The organism is Undibacterium sp. SXout7W (genome assembly GCF_049339385.1).
Lineage (GTDB): Bacteria > Pseudomonadota > Gammaproteobacteria > Burkholderiales > Burkholderiaceae_D > Undibacterium.
In genome coordinates this window covers 44,738-63,670 of sequence record NZ_JBMPPF010000025.1, presented here as the reverse complement: position 1 = coordinate 63,670, position 18,933 = coordinate 44,738, and the positions used below count along the sequence as shown (strand labels likewise).

At 49.3% G+C, this 18,933-nt stretch carries 12 protein-coding genes and 2 riboswitches; of the genes, 9 read left to right on the top strand and 3 right to left on the bottom strand.

Going from position 1 to position 18,933, the window contains the following annotated elements; translation table 11 throughout:
* Both ACO0LB_RS19155 and ACO0LB_RS19150 read left to right on the top strand, forming a co-directional pair.
* Positions 1–350: ExbD/TolR family protein (locus ACO0LB_RS19155; protein ID WP_423052031.1), on the top strand; the 350-nt coding region annotated here is incomplete at its 5' end.
* Between the two features lie 176 nt (positions 351–526).
* The gene (locus tag ACO0LB_RS19150) at positions 527–1,780 is read left to right on the top strand and encodes a hypothetical protein (RefSeq protein WP_423052029.1); all 1,254 of its coding nucleotides are present in this window, start codon (positions 527–529) and stop codon (positions 1,778–1,780) included.
* Positions 1,781–1,949: 169 nt separating this feature from the next.
* On the opposite strand, the gene ACO0LB_RS19145 is transcribed toward ACO0LB_RS19150, so the two are convergent.
* Positions 1,950–3,407 carry a transglycosylase SLT domain-containing protein gene (locus tag ACO0LB_RS19145; protein ID WP_423052028.1) on the bottom strand — a complete coding sequence of 486 codons (1,458 nt, stop codon included), beginning with the start codon at positions 3,405–3,407 and terminating at the stop codon, positions 1,950–1,952.
* A gap of 488 nt (positions 3,408–3,895) precedes the next feature.
* Here ACO0LB_RS19145 and ACO0LB_RS19140 point away from each other — a divergent pair, with 488 nt between their 5' ends.
* The 5 genes from ACO0LB_RS19140 (at position 3,896) to ACO0LB_RS19120 (ending at position 12,472) form a co-directional block, all read left to right on the top strand.
* Positions 3,896–4,954: a LacI family DNA-binding transcriptional regulator gene (locus ACO0LB_RS19140; protein ID WP_423052026.1), complete on the top strand. Its 1,059-nt coding sequence runs from the start codon at positions 3,896–3,898 to the stop codon at positions 4,952–4,954.
* 599 nt (positions 4,955–5,553) lie between these two features.
* Complete coding sequence (locus ACO0LB_RS19135; protein WP_423052024.1) at positions 5,554–7,848, top strand: TonB-dependent receptor; 2,295 nt, start codon at positions 5,554–5,556, stop codon at positions 7,846–7,848.
* 165 nt (positions 7,849–8,013) lie between these two features.
* Positions 8,014–10,035: an alpha-amylase family glycosyl hydrolase gene (locus ACO0LB_RS19130; protein ID WP_423052022.1), complete on the top strand. Its 2,022-nt coding sequence runs from the start codon at positions 8,014–8,016 to the stop codon at positions 10,033–10,035.
* Positions 10,032–11,075 (top strand): PfkB family carbohydrate kinase, encoded by a 1,044-nt coding sequence (locus tag ACO0LB_RS19125; protein WP_423052020.1) that lies wholly within the window; start codon positions 10,032–10,034, stop codon positions 11,073–11,075. Before ACO0LB_RS19130 ends, ACO0LB_RS19125 begins: the two co-directional genes overlap by 4 nt.
* Positions 11,072–12,472, top strand: a complete 1,401-nt coding sequence (locus ACO0LB_RS19120; protein WP_423052018.1) for an MFS transporter — start codon at positions 11,072–11,074, stop codon at positions 12,470–12,472. The genes ACO0LB_RS19125 and ACO0LB_RS19120 overlap by 4 nt, the downstream gene beginning before the upstream one ends.
* Before the next feature lie 419 nt (positions 12,473–12,891).
* Here ACO0LB_RS19120 and ACO0LB_RS19115 read toward each other — a convergent pair whose 3' ends face one another.
* Complete coding sequence (locus ACO0LB_RS19115) at positions 12,892–13,269, bottom strand: VOC family protein (protein ID WP_423052016.1); 378 nt, start codon at positions 13,267–13,269, stop codon at positions 12,892–12,894.
* 213 nt (positions 13,270–13,482) lie between these two features.
* Entirely contained in the window at positions 13,483–15,285 is a 1,803-nt protein-coding gene (locus ACO0LB_RS19110) for an ABC transporter transmembrane domain-containing protein (RefSeq protein ID WP_423052015.1), read from the bottom strand.
* A 366-nt stretch (positions 15,286–15,651) separates the two neighbouring features.
* On the opposite strand from ACO0LB_RS19110, the gene ACO0LB_RS19105 reads away from it, so the two are divergent.
* Positions 15,652–15,891, top strand: coding sequence for a hypothetical protein (locus tag ACO0LB_RS19105; protein ID WP_423052013.1), 240 nt, complete (start codon positions 15,652–15,654; stop codon positions 15,889–15,891).
* A gap of 240 nt (positions 15,892–16,131) precedes the next feature.
* Entirely contained in the window at positions 16,132–18,543 is a 2,412-nt protein-coding gene (locus tag ACO0LB_RS19100; protein ID WP_423052011.1) for a penicillin acylase family protein, read from the top strand.
* A gap of 133 nt (positions 18,544–18,676) precedes the next feature.
* Positions 18,677–18,765, top strand: a riboswitch (glycine riboswitch).
* Between the two features lie 11 nt (positions 18,766–18,776).
* Positions 18,777–18,900, top strand: a riboswitch (glycine riboswitch).
* Positions 18,901–18,933: the final 33 nt, after the last annotated feature.

Below are 18,933 nucleotides of genomic sequence, written 5' to 3'. Positions count from 1 at the left end.
TCATGCTGGTGCTGATCATCATGCTGATCATCACGATCCCGATTCAGAATCACGCGGTGAACCTGAACATGCCGACCAACACGCCGAGTAAGCCCACGGAGCCACCGGTGGTGATTAACATCGACGTGGACTTTGATGGGACGGTGTTATGGAATGGCGTGGCGGTGGCGAATCGCAATGAGCTTGAGGCAAAGCTGACGGAAGTGGCGACGACGCCGAACCAGCCGGAGGTGCATTTGCGGCCGAATGCGGTGGTGCCGTATAAGTCGGTGGCGGCGGTGATGGCCTCGGCGCAGCGGTTGGGGGTGATGAAGATTGGGATGGTGGGGAATGAGCAGTTCTTGAAGTGAGGATCAGGGAATACGATTCTCCTCAATGCTTTTTCAGCTCAAGTGCAGAAATCTTGATGTATGATTGAAAATTGGCAGGTTACCCCTGCCTTTTTTCATATTCACGGAATGGGATCGTTAATATATTGGGATCCTGTTTCAGAGTTCATTTAATTTATTGATTGAGAGATCAACATATGAAGCAACTTCGCTTGTCTCGTGTCGCTGTATTAGTTGCAGCGATTGGTTTTGCTGCTGCGCCGGAATTAACGAATATCGCCGCGAATACTGCTTTTGCTCAAGAAGCAATGCGCCCTGAAATTGGCCGTATTGTGCAGTCTGCCGGAGAGTTGTTTAAAGCGAAAAAATATAAAGATGCTTTATCTAAAATCCGCGAGGCAGATAATGTGTCGGGCAAGACGGCAAACGAAAGTTTTACTATTGAACGTATGCGCTTGTCGATTGCTTCGGCAGCTGGTGATAATGATGCGACGATCCGTGCCGCAGAGACCATTATCGCAGCTAATAAATTACCGTCCAAAGACCAGTTGCAGATGATTCAGGTACTGGCAAATTCTTACTACAAAGCAGCAAACTATCCTAAGGCCGCCCAATGGTATGGACGTTATTATGCAGATGGTGGTACTGATCCTTCTTTGCGTCCTTACATGATTCAGGCGATGAACCAGGGCGGCGATAGTGCCAAAGCACTCAAGGAAGTATCGGCAGATCTGGCCGCAGATGAAAAGGCGGGTCGTACGCCAAGCTTGTCTAATTTGGAGTTTTACGCGAATGCTGCTTTAAAGCAGAAGGATATGGCAGGCTATTCCAGTGCATTGGAAAAGTTGGTGGCCTATCATGGAAAGAAAGAGTACTGGGTTAACCTGCTGAATAATATCGAGAGAAAACCTGGTTATTCTGAGAGACTGAAACTGGATTTGTACCGCTTGAAGCTGGCATTGGGACAGATTACAAAGACGTCCGACTTTATGGATTCTTCATTGCTGGCAATTCAAGCGGGCTATCCTGCAGAAGCCAGCAAGATCATTGATGCTGGCTACAAAACCGGTGCTTTAGGCGCTGGTGGCGATGCCGAACGTCACAAGCGTTTGCGTGATATGGCGACGAAAGCACAAGACGAGTCAAACAAAGCTCTGGCTGCTACTGAGCAGGAAGCAAAGCAGAGTAAGGATGGCTCTGGTCTGGTCGCCCTTGGTTACGGTTATGTGACTGCGGGTAAGTTTGATACTGGTCTGAGTATGATGGAAGATGGGATCAAAAAAGGTGGTTTAAAACGTCCTGAGGATGACAAGTTGCATCTGGGGGTTGCGTATGTGCTGGCAGGTAAGAAAGCGAATGCGATCAAAACCTTTAAGACAGTGCAGGGCGTAGATGGAACGGCAGATCTTGCACGCTACTGGATTATTTATGCAAACCAATCGCTGAAATAATTCTGTTCATATAAAAAATGGCGCCAGTGGCGCCATTTTTTTTGATGTTCATTCGATATGGTTCGATGTTGATTCGATCGCTATTGAGTCATTAAGTATTAACGGACTAACGGGCTATCGGACTGACGACAACTATATCAGTCCGATAAACTGCTTAAGTGATATAGATTCAACCGTGACGCTTTTTACCACTCTTTGCATGAGCCACCAGAATTTTTCCTGAGCGGTTTGCGACTGGGCGGTAAGCCAGTTTGCCACCGTGGGCATTATGTGCGACTGCCGTATGCTTTCCGCTATTTGGTGAGCCGGGAACCTGAATATGCAAGGTCTGACCGGAGGCAATCACATCACGTTTCAGGTTATTCCAGGTTTTTAAATCAGCGACACTGACCTTGTAACGTTTAGCAATTGAATTCAGATCATCACGTTTGCCAACTCTATAGCTGAGCTGGCGCATCGGGATATTTTTTTCAATGATCAGTTGCGCTTTGTCAGCCACTTCCAGAGAAATATCTTTATCCTGGGCCTGTGATGTTTTCGGAATCAGGAGCGTAGAACCCGCTTTGACCAGCATTTTTGCGGGAATCAGATTGACCTCGCGCAGCACCTCTGGTTTGAGTTTCAGGCGGCTTGCCAGAGATTCGACGCTTTCTGTTTTTTGCACGGTATGAGCCGTCCAGGAGGACAGTGGGCCTTGCCATTTACTCAGATTTTCTTTGAATAAGGCGGCGTTATCTGTCGGCAGCAGGATTTTGGTATTGCTGTCGCCAGTGATGACAGGTCTGTTGAATTGAGGATTCAAGGCGGTGAATTCACCGATTGGTAACTCAGCCAGCTGCGCCGCTACCCTGACATCAATATCGCGGGTTTTTTCTACCGTCACAAAATACGGCTGATTATCCAGTCGCGGTAAGGCAATGTTGAATTGTTCCGGATGAGCGATGATATTTTTTACTGCTTGTAACTTAGGCAGGTAATTTTTTGTCTCATTGGGCATCAATGCGGACAAACTATCAAAATCAATCGGCAGCCCCAGCGCTTGTTGCTTTTTGATGGCGCGCTGTACGGAGCCTTCGCCCCAGTTGTACGCAGCCAGAGCCAGTTGCCAGTCACCAAACATGCCATACAGGCGTTCCAGGTAAGTCAGCGCCGCGTCCGTGGAGTCCAGTACACCGCGCCTGTCATCTTTGAACATGTTTTGTTTCAGATTGAAGTCGCGCCCCGTTGCTGCCATGAACTGCCACATTCCACTGGCTTTTGCTGTTGAGATTGCCTGTGGATTAAATGCCGATTCGATGAATGGTAATAATGCCAATTCCGTAGGCATACCGCGTTTTTCCAGCTCTTCGACGACGTGATACAAGTAACGCGATCCGCGCTGAACTGTTCTCAAAATGTAATCAGTGCGCGTGCTGTACCAGTTAAGCTGATTGGCCACATACTGATTGTCAAGATCCGGAATTGCGTAGCCACCGCGAATACGCTCCCACAAATCCATTTCGGTCAATGTATAAGCTGACGGTGAGCTTAATGCCAGAGGTTCCGCTGGAAGAGAGGTTGGTATAACGCTGGAGGATTCGGTTGGAGTGGAGAGTGCGATAAGGCGGACAGAATCTGCGTGACTCACTTGCGGTAGTGTCCAAAGTAGGGCAGCAGAGGCAATGAGTGGGCAAATGCGAAGTCGGAATCGTTTCATAGGCAAAATAATTGTCTAATCGACCATAGTCGACGTGGATTGCAGAATCCTAGGAGTGTACGCAAGTCGCCATCATAGCGTCAAGGAAAATGTCATGGAAATAACAGTCATGGCTATTGGTTTTTGTTCCAGAGCAAACTCGTTGCGACGATGTTGATCAATGTTTGCATATCTCAGAATGAGTTATATGAAAATGAGCAGAAGTAATGCGCAAACGTATGACTGATTTAGAGTGAATCTACGGTTTTCGCTGCCTGAAAGATTGCACTGAATCAAGTCAGCGGTACAATCAATGTTTCTATTATCTTAAAGCTTGCTTTGTAAATTGATGCTTTTGTTTGCGTAACTTAAGTGATGTTGGCGTGATGTTTTTGCCGGCAGAGTAACAACAGAGTATTTGAGCTTTACTGATTGACCATATGACTAATAAAGAGACCATCTCAATCCCGGATCAGCCAGCCGCTTCCAATGCGGAGCAACGGCGTCTGCAAATGGCGGATATCGCCCGTTTGGCTGGGGTTTCTACTTCGACGGTGTCGCGCGCCCTGAGCCGCAGCCCACTGGTCAATGAAGAGACCCGTTTGCGGATTGAAGATTTGGCGCGTTCGCTGAATTATTCCATTAATATCGGAGCGCAAAATTTACGCCTGAAGCAAAACCGCACTGTCGCGGTGGTTGTTCCTTATGAGTCGGCTAATCGCCAGCATTTATCTGATCCATTTTTTTTGGGTATTCTGGGAAGTCTTGCAGACGCCTTGACCGACAGAGGGTTTGATATGTTGCTGACGCGGGTGGATGCTGATCAACTTGATTCTGCTGCGCAGGTGTACAACACCGGGCGGGCGATTGGCGTGATACTCATTGGGCAATGGCGGCATCATGATCAGCTCAACCAAATGGCCGCACGACGTGTTCCTATCGTCGTATGGGGTGCGCAATTACCGCAGCAGTTATATGTGACCGTTGGCAGCGATAATGTCGCGGGGGGCTTTCTTGCGACCGAGCATTTGATTCAGCAGGGGCGTAAAAAAATTGCATTTTTCGGCGATACGCAATTGCCGGAAGTTGCCCATCGCTACGAAGGTTATTGCAAAGCACTGGCGCAATATCAGCTACCGCTGGATGTTTCCTTACATGTCAATGCATCGTTTGTGGAAAACGGAGGGCGCCTTGCCGTGGATGAGCTGTGTCAGAGGAATATTCCATTTGATGGATTGTTTGCCTGCAGCGATTTGTTAGCCATGACGGCGATTAATACGCTGGTTGAAAAATCCTATCGCGTCCCTGAAGACGTTTCTGTCGTTGGTTACGACGATATTGCACTGGCACGTTATTTTCATCCTCCCCTGTCCACTGTGCGTCAACCCTTGATGGCAGCAGGTGAAGCATTGGTTGATGCCTTATTGGCATTGGCGGATCAGAAGGGCGGCACTCCACGGTTGCTGCCGACTCAATTGGTGATCCGTTCTACCAGTTGAGCAATTATGTCGACTGAAGACCTTATTATTTAAAATGATTTGCAATCGTTTGCATTTCTACTCTTCCAGAAGATGATTTTGCCGGCTGATTTTATGGAATGTACTGCTATATATTATGTTGCGGTGCACAAAATATTTGCCGATCATCTGATTTTGTCGCGTAAATAATACATAAACGATGCATAAAATCATGCACAAAATCATACATTAACAAGTTCTATTTTATCTAAGTGATAACGGTCGTTTTATTTTTGCTGACCGTTCCTCAGCGACAATCTCATTTCTTTAAAAAAACTGATCTGGCGGCAAAGTTGATCGCTATATATTTTGTTGCGATGCACTATTGCAATCGATTGCAATGATTTTTTTTGACGAGCATAATTCTTCTGCCGGCACTTCATTTGTATTGTTTGATGTAAAGACTAAACAGGTCGCTCAGTCTTATTTAAATGCAAAGCGAGTGAATAATCAGCGTTTGACAGGTGTTTTGCACCGATGGCTCAGGACGTGGATGGGGTAAGCAAAAGGCTTGCAGTATGGATGGCATCAGACTTCGCTTTGATGCGATCAACATAAATAACTAAATATCGGAGAAGACAATGAAATCACCTGTCATTCAATTAAGCAGTATGGCGACAGCAGTATCTCTGGCGCTTTTGCAAATGGCCAGCGCAACTGCGCAGGAAGTTGCAGCATCAGAAAAAAATTCCCTGAATCTTGAAAGTGTGATCGTTACCGGTACGCCGATCGGCACATCTAAAATGAAGGCCAGTGTCTCTATCAGTACACTGGATTCCGAGCAGATTATGCAGTCTGCTCCAACCAATGCCGCAGAAATCCTGCGCTCTGTTCCTGGCGTGCGTTCCGAATCTTCTGGTGGTGAAGGCAATGCCAATCTGACTGTACGTGGCGTGCCTATTTCTGCCGGTGGTGCCCGCTATGTGCAATTCCAGGAAGACGGATTGCCATTGTTGCAGTTTGGCGATATCGCCTTCGTTACTCCTGACATGTATTTGCGTGCTGATGGCAGCCTCAGTCATCTGGAAGTCGTGCGCGGCGGTACTGCATCGACGATGGCAACAAACTCCCCAGGCGGCATCATCAACTTCATCAGCAAAAATGGTGAAGCAAAAGGTGGCAGCATCGGTATCACCAAAGGGCTGGATTTTAATCAGACTCGTTTTGATTTTGATTATGGTGCCGCAATATCGGATAAAACACGCGTATTTATCGGTGGTTTTTACCGTAATGGCGATAGCTCACGTCCTGCCGGAGTGACAGCCGAGGATGGCGGTCAGATCAAGGCCAATGTCACGCATGAACTTGATAATGGTTATATCCGCCTGAGCTTCAAGCATCTCGATGATAAAACACCGATGAATATGCCAGCTCCGGTCAAGACAACGGGCGGCACAATTTCTGAGTTGCCTGGCATTGATCCGCGGACGGCCAGTTTTTATTCTCCGTACTGGGTGAAAGATATTGTTCTGGATAAGAACAATAATCGGATAGCGACCAATGTGAACGATGGTTTGCATGTGACGAACAATGCGTTTGGCGCGGAAGCCTCCCTGAAATTGGGCAATGGCTGGATACTCGACGAAAAATTCAGAAAATCCACCAATAGTGGTCGTTTCATTTCCTTGTTCCCTGCTGATAATGACAACTCATCAGCCAAAATGACTTATGCAACGGGCCCGAACGCGGGCAAGGCATACACCGGCAAGGCATTTACAGCGACTGTATTTAATACCTCGCTTGATGATCTGGGCAGTGTTGTGAATGATGTGAAGCTGTCCAAAGTATTTACACTGAGCGACAGCAAGTTGACAACGACAGCGGGTTATTACACTTCCCTGCAGAATCTGGGTGTGACATGGAACTTTAACCAGTATCTGATGCAGGCGAGTGGTGATAAACCAGCGCTGTTGAATTCTGCGAATACCGTTGCCGGTACACCTGGTTTGCTGGCGCAGGGAACAGATGTCTGGGGTGGTTGCTGCAACCGGAATATTGATGCGCAATACAAAACCAATGCTGCTTATGCCAACGTAGGCTGGGAACGTGGCGCATGGAATCTGGATGCGAGTGCCCGCTATGACAAGCAAAGCGCCAGTGGCACGTACAACCAGGCTGTGAATCAGAAGTACAGCCAGGCGAATACCAAGTTCATTGATTATTCCGTCAATCACACGTCCTATTCTCTGGGGGCTAACTACCGCCTGAACAGCAATGTTGCCTTGTTTGCGCGTACCAGCGACGGTATTGCTTTTAATGCCGATCGCATCATGTTTGCCAATCCGCTGGATGGCTCAGTGCCTATCAGCACCAATATCGTTAAGCAGAACGAAGTGGGTGTGAAATGGAAATCAGGTAGTTTCAGCAGTTTCGTGACTTTGTTCCAGGCCAAGACAACTGAGTCTAACTTTGAAGCAACGACACAGCGTTTCACTGCTAATTCTTATGATGCCAAAGGTGTGGAACTGGAAGCCAGCTATCGCATGGGTGACTTCAGTTTGATGGGGGGGATGACTTATACCAATGCCAAAATCGTTGGTGCTAACGATTCTTCGATTATCGGCAAAACACCACATCGCCAGGCAAATTTTGTATATCAGATCACTCCTAGCTACACCATGGGTGATGCTATGGTGGGTCTGAGTGTGATTGGCACGACTAAATCATGGGGTGATGACGGTAATACGCTGACATTGCCTGGATTTAACGTACTGAATGCCTTTGCCAATTACCAGTGGACACCAAAAGTACAGGTATCTCTGAGTGTCAATAATCTGTTGAACACGATTGGGTATACCGAAGTCGAGGGCGATGGCCATGCTGCTCGCTCTATCAACGGACGCACTATCCGTGCAACGGTGAAATACGCATTCTGATATTGAAAGGGAACCGGGGGATTCGAACCCCCCGGTTCTTTGCTGCGTGTTTTTCGTTGTTGATGTTCAGTTTTTGTCTTTTGTTGATCCCGTTTCTTTTTTCGTCCTGCGTCGCCTGTCCTGATTGCTTGATTCAGGCTGGCAACGCTTTATTTGAATAATGTTATGCATCCAGAATCAGATCCACAGGTCGCTTCTATTCATCGCACATTGAGCGATATGTTTGCCCGTTTACCGGCGTCACAAGCGCAACTGGGTCAACGTTATCAACAGCAGGCACCGGTATTGATTGAACGTTTGCGGCGTTTATATGGTGACCAGCCGGATTTTTCAGGTTGGGTAACGCAACTGATGAGCGCAGTGCTGGCGATCGCTGCTGAGCGCACGGATGCATTGCAGGAGTTGGATCAACAAAGGGAACAAAATAAAAACTGGTTCGCTGATCAGCATATGCTGGGATATTGCACTTACGTTGATCAGTTCGCAGGCAACTTGCGAGGCGTGATTGAAAAAATTCCTCATCTGAGCGAACTGGGTGTGTGTTATTTGCATTTACTGCCATTTTTACGGGGGCGGGCAGGCGAGAGCGATGGCGGTTTTGCGGTTGCCAGCTATGAAGAAGTTGAGCCGCGTTACGGCGATGTGCAGGATTTACTGGCACTCACGGCATCTTTGCGCTCTGCAAAGATCAGCTTGTGCTCTGACTTTATTTTGAATCATGTGGCAGACGATCATCCGTGGGCGATTGCGGCAAGAAGCGGTGATCCTGTCTATCAGAATTATTTTTACGGCTATGCCGATCGTGCGATTCCGGATCAGTATGAGCAGACGGTAGGACAAATTTTTCCGCAGGCAGCACCTGGAAATTTTACTTTTATCGAGTCCATGCAACGCTGGGTCTGGACCACGTTTTATCCTTTTCAATGGGATTTAAATTACCAGAATCCTGCTGTATTTCTGGATATGGTTAAGGCCTTATTGAAACTGGCAAACTATGGTATCGAGGTATTTCGCCTTGATTCTACGGCGTTTTTATGGAAGCGTCCGGGTACGAATTGCATGAACCAGCCAGAAGCGCACTGGATATTGCAGGCGATACGCAGCCTGGTCGATATCGCCGCGCCAGGAGTGTTATTAAAAGCGGAAGCGATTGTCCCGACCGCTGATCTGCCGGCGTATCTGGGTGTCAAAGCAACGGCGCAACAATCGCAAGTGAATGAATGTCACCTTGCCTATCACAGCAGTCTGATGAGTGCTGGTTGGGTTGCCTTGGCAGAGCAAAATACAGAAGTAATTCAACGCGTGATGGCGGCTACACCTGCCTTGCCTGAACATGCATCGTGGCTGACCTATGTCCGCTGTCACGACGATATTGGCTGGAATGTGTTGCGCCAGGAATTGACCGCAACCGCAGACATGAGTGTGCAGCAGCGCTTGTCGGCAGTTTCGCGGTTTTATGCCGGGGAGGGCGATAGTTACGCACGCGGTGCCAGTTTTCAGGCAGCAGATCCGGCGGCGGTACATGGTACGGTCGGTATGGCATCTGCATTGTGCGGTTATGCCAGCGCCTCCGATGCGCATGAAATTGCACTCGCTCAGCGACGCATGCTGCTGTTGTACGGGCTGGCGTTAAGTTTTGGCGGTTTGCCTGTCATTTATATGGGCGATGAATTGGCTCTGCCGAATGACGAAACCTACGTATTGTACAAAGACAAGGCGCATGATAGCCGTTGGTTGCATAGGGCAGAACTCGATGCCGATTGTTTCGCGTCCCGGCATGTGGCCGATACTAACGCTGGTAATATGTTTGCCGCCCTACGTCATCTGATTCGCTGCAGGCAGGCATTGCCGCAATTGGCGACCACACAAGAGCGCCGCCATATTGCCTGCGCCGACCAGGCATTGTTGATATTTTCCCGTGGATGTGAGGCGACACAAGACGCGGTGTATGTGGTTGCCAATTTTTCTGAACGCACAGCGCAACTGAATTTGCATCAGGTCGGCATTGGTGTTGATGGCGAGGATGATGGCGTCTGGCAGGATGTGTTAACCGGAACGATCTATACCCAAGACACCGCAGCAGAAGTACGCTTACAGCCCTATGCGCAATTATGGTTACGTCAAGTTGATCCGGTGGCGTTGGAGTCAATAGGACGTACAGCGCAGACTGCCGGAGATGAGAGATGACTTCAATGAACGTATCCACGAATACCTTGACGGACATGCCCGTCGTGATTTTTGGCGAGGCTCTGGTCGATGAGTTCAGTGAGCAAAGTATTGTCGGTGGTGCGCCGTTCAATGTTGCCCGCAATCTTGCCTGCTTTTCCTGTTCGCCATTGCTGGTATCGCGCATTGGTCAGGATGAAGTCGGGGCGCAGATCAGTGCTGAATTACAGCGCAGTGGCATGTTATCGGATGGCGTGCAAATGGATGTGCAACATGCGAGTGGTCGGGTGAAAGTCTGGCAAGATCAGCAGCACGATCATGCCGCCCATCGCTTTGAAATTCTGGCAGACCAGGCTTACGATTACATTGACCAGCAGCAGGCGGTGGAAGCGGTTGCGACATATTGCCAGGGACGTACGGACGGTATTTTTTATTTTGGCAGTCTGATTCAGCGTAGTCAGATTTCATCAGACACACTGCAGGAACTACTCAAGCGTCAAGGAATGACGACGTTTCTTGATCTGAACCTGCGCGATGGGCAGGCATCGGATGCTGTGATTTTATCTTCTTTACAGCAGGCCGATATCGTCAAGTTGAACGAAGATGAATTGCAATATGTATTGAAGTTGAGCAAAGATTTGCTGCCGATGCCATTACCTGTGTCAGCATCAGCATCAGCGATTGATTTGACTACGGCGCGTGAGGCATGGGGTGAAGTGATTTTGCCTTTGTTGCGTCATTTTTCTGTGCAGTCAATCCTGATTACGCTGGGCGAACGTGGTTATGCTTACTTTGACCAGAGTGGCAGACATTACAGTGCAGCCGAACTTCCACAGCCTGTACAGATTGTGGATACCGTTGGTGCGGGTGATGCATTTGCGGCTGTTTTTTTGTTGGGGCTGGTCAGGCAATGGCCGTTGGCGTTCACGCTGCAACGCGCACATCAGTTTGCTACCCGGGTGTGTGGCGTGCGTGGCGCAGTTGCCACCGATATCGCGTTTTATCAGGACCAGCTGCGTGGCTGGGAAGCTGACGTTTCATGTTCAGGAGAGGCTGTATGAGTACACTACTTGCGTCCGGCAAGCCACGCCTGTCGTTCTGGCAGATACTGAACATGAATGTCGGTTTTTTCGGTATTCAGTTCAGCTTCGGTTTGCAGCAAAGCAGCATGAGCCCGATTTACAAATATCTGGGCGCCGATGAGGCAAGTTTGCCGTATTTATGGCTGGCTGGACCAGTCACGGGGCTTCTGGTGCAGCCACTGATCGGCGCAATGAGTGACAGAACCGTGACGCGCTGGGGGCGACGGACTCCTTACTTCCTGATTGGTGCCATTATTTGCAGTCTGGGCTTACTGGCGATGCCGTTCAGCCCTGTGTTATGGATGGCAGCCAGCCTGTTGTGGATACTGGATGCAGCCAATAACGTGACGATGGAGCCATATCGCGCCTTTGTCAGCGATAAGCTCGATCCCAGTCAGCATTCGATTGGTTTCCTGACGCAAAGCGCATTTACCGGCCTGGGGCAGACTTTTGCGTATCTGACACCGTCATTACTGGTGTTTGCCGGTATGAACAAAGATGCGGTCAATAGCAGCCACATCCCGCTCATTGTGATTGCCGCATTTTTGATCGGCGCTGTATTTTCTCTGTGTTCTATACTCTGGACGCTGAAAACCACACCGGAACATCCTTTGTCTGAGACCGAGTTGCAAGCCTTGCGTGATAAACCCAAGGGCGGCATGGCAACGCTGGATGAAGTCTGGCTGGCGATCAAAGAGATGCCGGACACGATGAAGCAACTGGCGGTGGTGAAGTTGTTTCAGTGGTATGCGATGTTTTGCTACTGGCAATACATTATGCTGTCTCTGGCACGCACTATTTACGGCACCCATGATCAGGCATCCGAGGGATTCCGCGATGCAGGCTTACTCAACGGGCAGATCGGTGCGTTTTATAACTTTGTCGCTTTTATCGCTGCATTTTTGCTGATGCCGTTTGCGCGCCGCTACGGGCCTAAAATCACGCACTCCTTGTGTCTGACGCTGGCTGGTATTGGTATGTTAACGATTCCGATGATACACACACCCAGCTTGCTATTTCTTCCGATGATCGGTATCGGCATGGCTTGGGCCAGCATCATGGGAAATCCTTACATCATGCTGGCAGGCAGTATTCCGCCGGAGCGTACCGGGGTGTACATGGGGATTTTTAATATGTTCATCGTGATTCCCATGATCATACAAATTTTTACCTTGCCCCTGATTTACCAACCATTGTTGGCGGGTAATCCTGAAAATGTGATTCGTCTCGCTGGCCTGTTGCTGATATGTGCCGCTTGCGCAGTCGGGTTTGTGAAAGTGAAAGCGGCTCAAAAGAGTGCCGCTTCAGCGATTGATGCAGACCACACCAGAGCGACAGGGAATGTGGCGGATGTGGCTGCTGCATCGCGGCACTAACACATCGCGACACTAACACATCACGGTACGAACGTAGCATGAGCCATTGCATGGGCGGCAGAATCGTTCGTCAAATCAACGCAGCCGTCATGCAGGCAGAACTCGGTTTGTCGCTGTCAAAAGCGAGAGAAAAGAGGATACTCCCCCTCATTTTGAATAAAATCGTCTGATTGTCAGCATCAATAAAGGCAGTAATATTCATACTGGGAGGGAGTATTATTTGCCTTCTATCGGCGCATTCGTATGCTGATCGTTCGTTGGCGGTATCAGTCGCCATGTCTTTATTACCGGATGACTGCAGTTCTGAGCACCGGAACGAAAAAAAAGCAAGTCAGATATGCCTGACTTGCCTCGCTTGTGCCCGACTTGATTGAGTTTGGTTTCTATCGTCTTGCTTTGGTTTGTACAGTCTTACAGAATTAACCACCCATGCAAAAGACGTTCAGCTTATTGCCATCCAGATCCCGGAAGTAACCCGCATAAAATCCGCTGGTACCGCGAGGGCCGACCGGGCCTTCATCTTTTGAGCCGAGTTCCAGTGCTTTTGCGTGCAAGGCATTGACCTTCGCCGGACTGTCGACGACCAGTGCCACCATGACGCCATTGCCCACCGTGGCCGTATTGCCGTCAAATGGCTTGGCTAATCCCAGAGAAGGTTGCTTGGGGCTGACACCCCAGGCAATAAAGCCCTCCGATTCCATCAGTCGTCCGGCCCCGATGCTACCCAGCAGCTCGTCATAGAACGCTGCTGCGCGGACTAAATCATTTGTACCTAAAGTCACATAGCCAATCATCATTTGATCCTTATACGATATGAAAAACAGGTTTCAAAAAGAGTTAAAGTAAGGCTAAAGAAAATGTAAAGCAAATGTAAAGCAAGGTTCAGACAGGGTTAAACAGTAGGCAGAAAATATCACCACTTTGTCAATATCTGTTCAGACTGATTTCAACACCATCAAATGCCTCAGGTAAGAGAAGTTGCAACCTGATTGTGCCATAGGAATCGGATGTTATCCTTCCGTTTGTGTATTAAATTGCAAGGATGCCAGCTTTGCATAGATGCCGCCTTGCTCTACCAGCGATGCATGCGTGCCGGTTTCGACAATGTGTCCATGCTCCATGACAATGATTCTGTCGGCACGTAATACCGTCGCCAGACGATGTGCAATGATCAGCGTCGTACGCCCTTGCATCGCAGCTTCCAGCGCCACTTGTACCAGTCTCTCTGATTCGGCATCGAGCGCGCTGGTGGCTTCGTCCAGCAACAGTAACGGTGGATTTTTCAGCAATGCACGCGCAATCGCAATGCGTTGGCGCTGTCCGCCGGACAGGCGCACACCGCGCTCGCCGAGGAACGATTGATATGCCTCCGGCAGTCGTTCAATAAACTCATGCGCCGCCGCCATTTTTGCTGCTGCAATGACTTCCTCATCTGTCGCATCGGCTCTGCCATAACGGATATTTTCCATGGCGTTGGCAGAAAAAATCACGGTATCCTGCGGCACGATGCCGATTGCATTGCGTAATACATGCAAATCCAGCTGGCGCAGCTCAACGCCATCAAGTGTGATCTGACCTTGCTGGGGATCGTAAAAGCGCAACAGCAATTGAAACAGCGTGGTTTTTCCTGCACCAGATGAACCAACAATCGCAACAGTTTCTCCCGGCGCAATGTTGAGCGTCATATGCCCGATCGATGCCATATTCGGTCTGGATGGATAGTGAAATACCACATCCGATAATGCCAGTGCGGCACCGTTGGCAGTCCTGGCGGGTAATGGGAGCGGGTTGGCAGGAGAAGCGATGGACGATGTTGCCGCCATCAATTCGAGCAAACGTTCCGTCGCGCCCGCTGCACGTTGCGCCTCGCCCATGACTTCAGACAGCGCGCCGATGGCACCGGCAACAATGGAAGCGTAAAGAATAAATTGCCCCAGTTGCCCGCCACTCATGCTGCCTTTCATCACCGCGTGCGCACCTAGCCACAAAACAAAAACGATCGCGCCAAAAATCAGCAAAATCGCAATCATCGTCAGCAAAGAGCGCGCCCGTATCCTTTGCATGGCAGTTGAAAATGCACTCTCGACCGAACTGGAAAAACGTTGTGTTTCTATCTGTTCGTGGGTGAATGCCTGCACCGTTGGCATGGCATTTAAAATTTCTCCTGCCACGGCTGAAGCATCGGCGATTCTGTCCTGCGAGTCGCGTGACAGGCGGCGTACTTTTCTGCCAAAAAAGACGATAGGCAACACTGTCGCTGCCAGCGTCACAATAATGATGGAGGCCAGTCGTGGGCTGGTAATAAACAACATCACCAGTCCGCCAATAAACAACAACACATTGCGCAATGCCATCGAAATACTGGTGCCAACGACGGCTTGAATTAATGTGGTGTCTGTTGTCAGACGTGACAACACCTCACCCGTTTGCGTTGTTTCAAAAAACTCCGGACTTTGCGTCACCACATGCGAATACACAGCACTGCGAATATCCGCAGTGACCCGCTCACCCAGCCAGGACACCATATAAAAACGGGCAGCAGTTGCAATCCCCAGCACGGTAGCGACACCAAACAACGCAAGGAAAGTCAGATCGACATGTTGTATCTGATGATCGCTGTTACTGCCAAAACCCATGTCGATCATTTGCCGGAACGCAGCGGGAATCGCCAGCGTCGCCGATGCTGCAACCAGTAGCGCAATGCCGGCAAGAATAAACTGGCGTCGGTAAGGACGAAGAAATGGTAGTAAGCCTGCCAGCGCATTCAGGCTGCTTTTTTGTGGGGCGTCGCCAGACGTAGTAGATGTGCTCATGCAGATATCTTGTAGTGAAGACAGCGGTGGACGGAATAGGATAGGGCAAACAAACGTAACAGGCAGAAATAATCAGTAAGAATAATCAAAAGTAATCATCAAAAGTAATCATCAAAACTTAGCGGTAACAATCATTGACAGGAATAAGTGGGCGAATGGCCAGACTTGGCCTGATGACTTGCCCTCATAGCGTGCGAGTCATCAGGATTAACGCGATACTGCCCCGGCAGCATTATGGTTCCTTGCCGTAAAGGTCGAAACCATTGCGAAACATAGCGAAACCATTACAAGGCCAGTAAAAGCCCTTACGATGTTCGTTGCAAACCTTGCCGTGATCATTTTACGTAAGTTCTCAGATGATGTTCAATGCTGAAAAAACAAGCATTTCACTCTGTATTTCTTTTGCCCGCTTGTAACGTATTGCATCAGTATCAGCTTCAACATCAGCTGCATCAATCAGTTACCCGCGTCACGGAGTTATCGCCGCCATTCATTCATTCATTCGTTCTGGCATTCTGGCTGCATTCTTCAGTTCAACTGAGTGACCAGACGCGTCAACGTGTTCTACGCGCCATGGTCATCAGCTTTATTATGCTTCTGGACTGACGTAAAACTGTATCGGCGGCTTGTGGTTCCTTGTGGTTCCTTGTTTTAACGCCCATTGCCAGCAGCATACAAAGCCAATACTGACTTCATCGCTCAACTTTACCCTGGCAATTTTACGTAAGCGTTATCTCTTGTCTGTGTCTGCTATGACAATATGCAGACAAAACGCGACATGATATGTGTTGAAGCGCTGGTGACCAGAGTAAAATCCTTGCATTCCCTTGCTTCGAAAGTGACGTGATGAAACGCTTGTTCAAACGAAGTGCACTTGTACTCGCAGTGATCTTGCTCTCTTTATTGCTGGCCTTGGGATGGTATTTGCATACCAAGAAAGTACAGCGTGACGGCAGCGTTCAGCTTAGCGGTCTGACGGCGCAGGTGACGGTGCAATATGACGAGCGTGGCGTACCGCATATTCAGGCCCAGAACGAGGCAGATATGTACCGGGCGCTGGGATATGTTCATGCGCAGGACAGGCTTTTTCAGATGGAAATGTTGAGACGTCTGGCACGTGGTGAACTGGCAGAAATTCTGGGGCCTAAATTACTCGACCTTGATCAACTTTTTCGCACTTTGGGTCTGCGAGCATACGCCAGTAGTTATGTTGCAAAGATGAATCCCAATTCGGCGTCATCGAAAGCATTGGCGGCGTATCTGGATGGTATCAACCAGTTTCAGGATCACCATCCAGCACCGCTGGAATTTGATTTACTGCATATCCCTAAACGACCCTTTACGACAGAAGACACCATTGCCGTGACCGGCTATATGGCGTATAGCTTCGCCGCTGCTTTCCGTACTGAGCCCGTGCTGAGTATGGTGCGTGACAAACTGGGTGCCGATTATCTGAAAGTATTCGATATTGACTGGCATCCGGATGGCGTATTGCAAAAGCCATCAGCACAACAACCATCAGCGCTGGCCGATGCTGACTGGCATACCTTGAACCAGCTTGCACAAGTCAGCCAGGATGCGATTGAGCAACTGGGGATGCCACAATTTGAAGGTAGTAACGCCTGGGTCATCTCCGGCAAGCGTACCGCCAGCGGCAAACCTTTACTGGCTGGTGATCCGCATATCGCTTACTCAGCGCCCTCCGTTTGGTACGAAGCCCATTTGTCAGCACCGGGATTTGAACTGTATGGACATCATCAGGCGTTGAACCCCTTGGCATTGCTGGGACATAACCTGCAATTTGGCTGGAGTCTGACGATGTTTCAGAATGATGATATCGATCTGATTGCAGAAAAAGTGAATCCTGCCAATACGAATCAGGTCTGGTATCACGGCCAATGGGTGGACATGACAAGTCGTGATGAGACGATACAGGTCAAAGGTGAAGCCCCGGTGACGCTGACACTCAGAAAGTCGCCGCATGGGCCGGTCATTACCGATGCATTTAAAGATAGCTATGGCACTACGCCGGTGGCAATGTGGTGGACATTTCTGGAAACACCTAATCCGGTACTGGATGCATTTTATGAACTAAATCGTGCAGATACACTGAGCAAAGCGCGTGAGGCGGCAAAGAAAATCCACGCCCCCGGCTTGAACGTGGTGTGGGCAAATGCCAAAGGTGACATAGGCTGGTGGGCCGCTGCCAGATTGCCGAAGCGTCACGGAACAGCCAATCCGTCGTTGATACTGGATGGTAGTCAGGCGGAATCGGATCGGCCGGAGTTTTATGATTTTTCTGATAATCCACAAGAAGAAAATCCGACGCGTGGTTATATCGTTTCTGCCAATCATCAACCTCTGCCAGCAAGCGGCATACGTATTCCCGGTTATTACAACCTGGCTGATCGCGCCAGACGGTTGAATGATTTGCTCAGCCAAAATACGATTGCCTGGGATACCAGTAATAGTCAGGCCTTGCAATTGGATGTTCAGACCGGATATGCGCCGCGCGTACTGCAAACCCTATTGCCTTTGCTGAAATCGGAGTTACGCGAGGATGCCGATCTGCGTCTGCTGGATATGCTGGTCAAATGGGATGGCTCATTTAAAACCGAATCGATTGCCCCGACAATCTTCAGTCAGTTGCTGTATCAGATTACCTATGATGCATTTGCAGATGAACTGGGCGATGTGCAATTCAAAAATCTGTTACGTACCCGTGCACTCGATGAAGCTATTCCACGCCTGTTATCAGACCCACAATCACCATGGTGGGACGACAGGAATACACCCGGAGTTCAAACTAGGAACGAGATTGTCCGGCTTGCCTGGAGTCAGAGCATACGGCACTTGCAGGAAACCTTTGGTAAAAACAGTGCCGACTGGGCTTGGGGCAAAGCACATACCTTGACGCATCAACATCCAATTGGACAAAAAAAACCACTCGACCGCTTGTTTAATATCGGTTCATTCGCTGTTCCCGGCGCGAGGGAAGTGCCGAATAACCTTTCGGGTCCTATCGGCCCTGCGCCTTGGGCTGTTGTTTATGGCCCATCAACTCGCAGGCTGATTGATTTTGCTGATGCCGGTAAATCTTTGGGGATTAATCCGGTCGGTCAGAGTGGGGTTTTGTTTGATGAACATTACAACGATCAGGCCGCCTTGTTTGCCGCCGGTAAATATATGCCGCAATACCTGAGGGCAGAAGATATCAAAGCGCATAGCCATGAGACTTTGTTGTTGCAGGCAAAGTAAAGCCGGAATGTTGCTTGATGGCAGCCAGTTTCAACATAGTTTGAATGATGTCTGAATGATATTGAAAGAAAACATGCATGGAAAAATTTGGTTCCGAATATATCCAAGCTGATCCAAAGCCTTATATAATCGCGCTACTTGATCGGGAGAGAGCAGCAACGCGCTGCCGCCGAAGGGGCTAATACCCAACAAACTCTCAGGCAAAAGGACCGGTCAACTGGGGAGTAAAATACACCCCACACTCTGGAGAGTGGTAGCGGTGGCACAAGCTAGCCGGACTACCCACCGAAGGTGCGCACGGGATGGCAAACATCATTGCTCCCGTAATCTCTCAGGTACCAGGACAGAGGGGTCTGCGATTTTTTCGCACGCGACGGACATTGTTCGTCG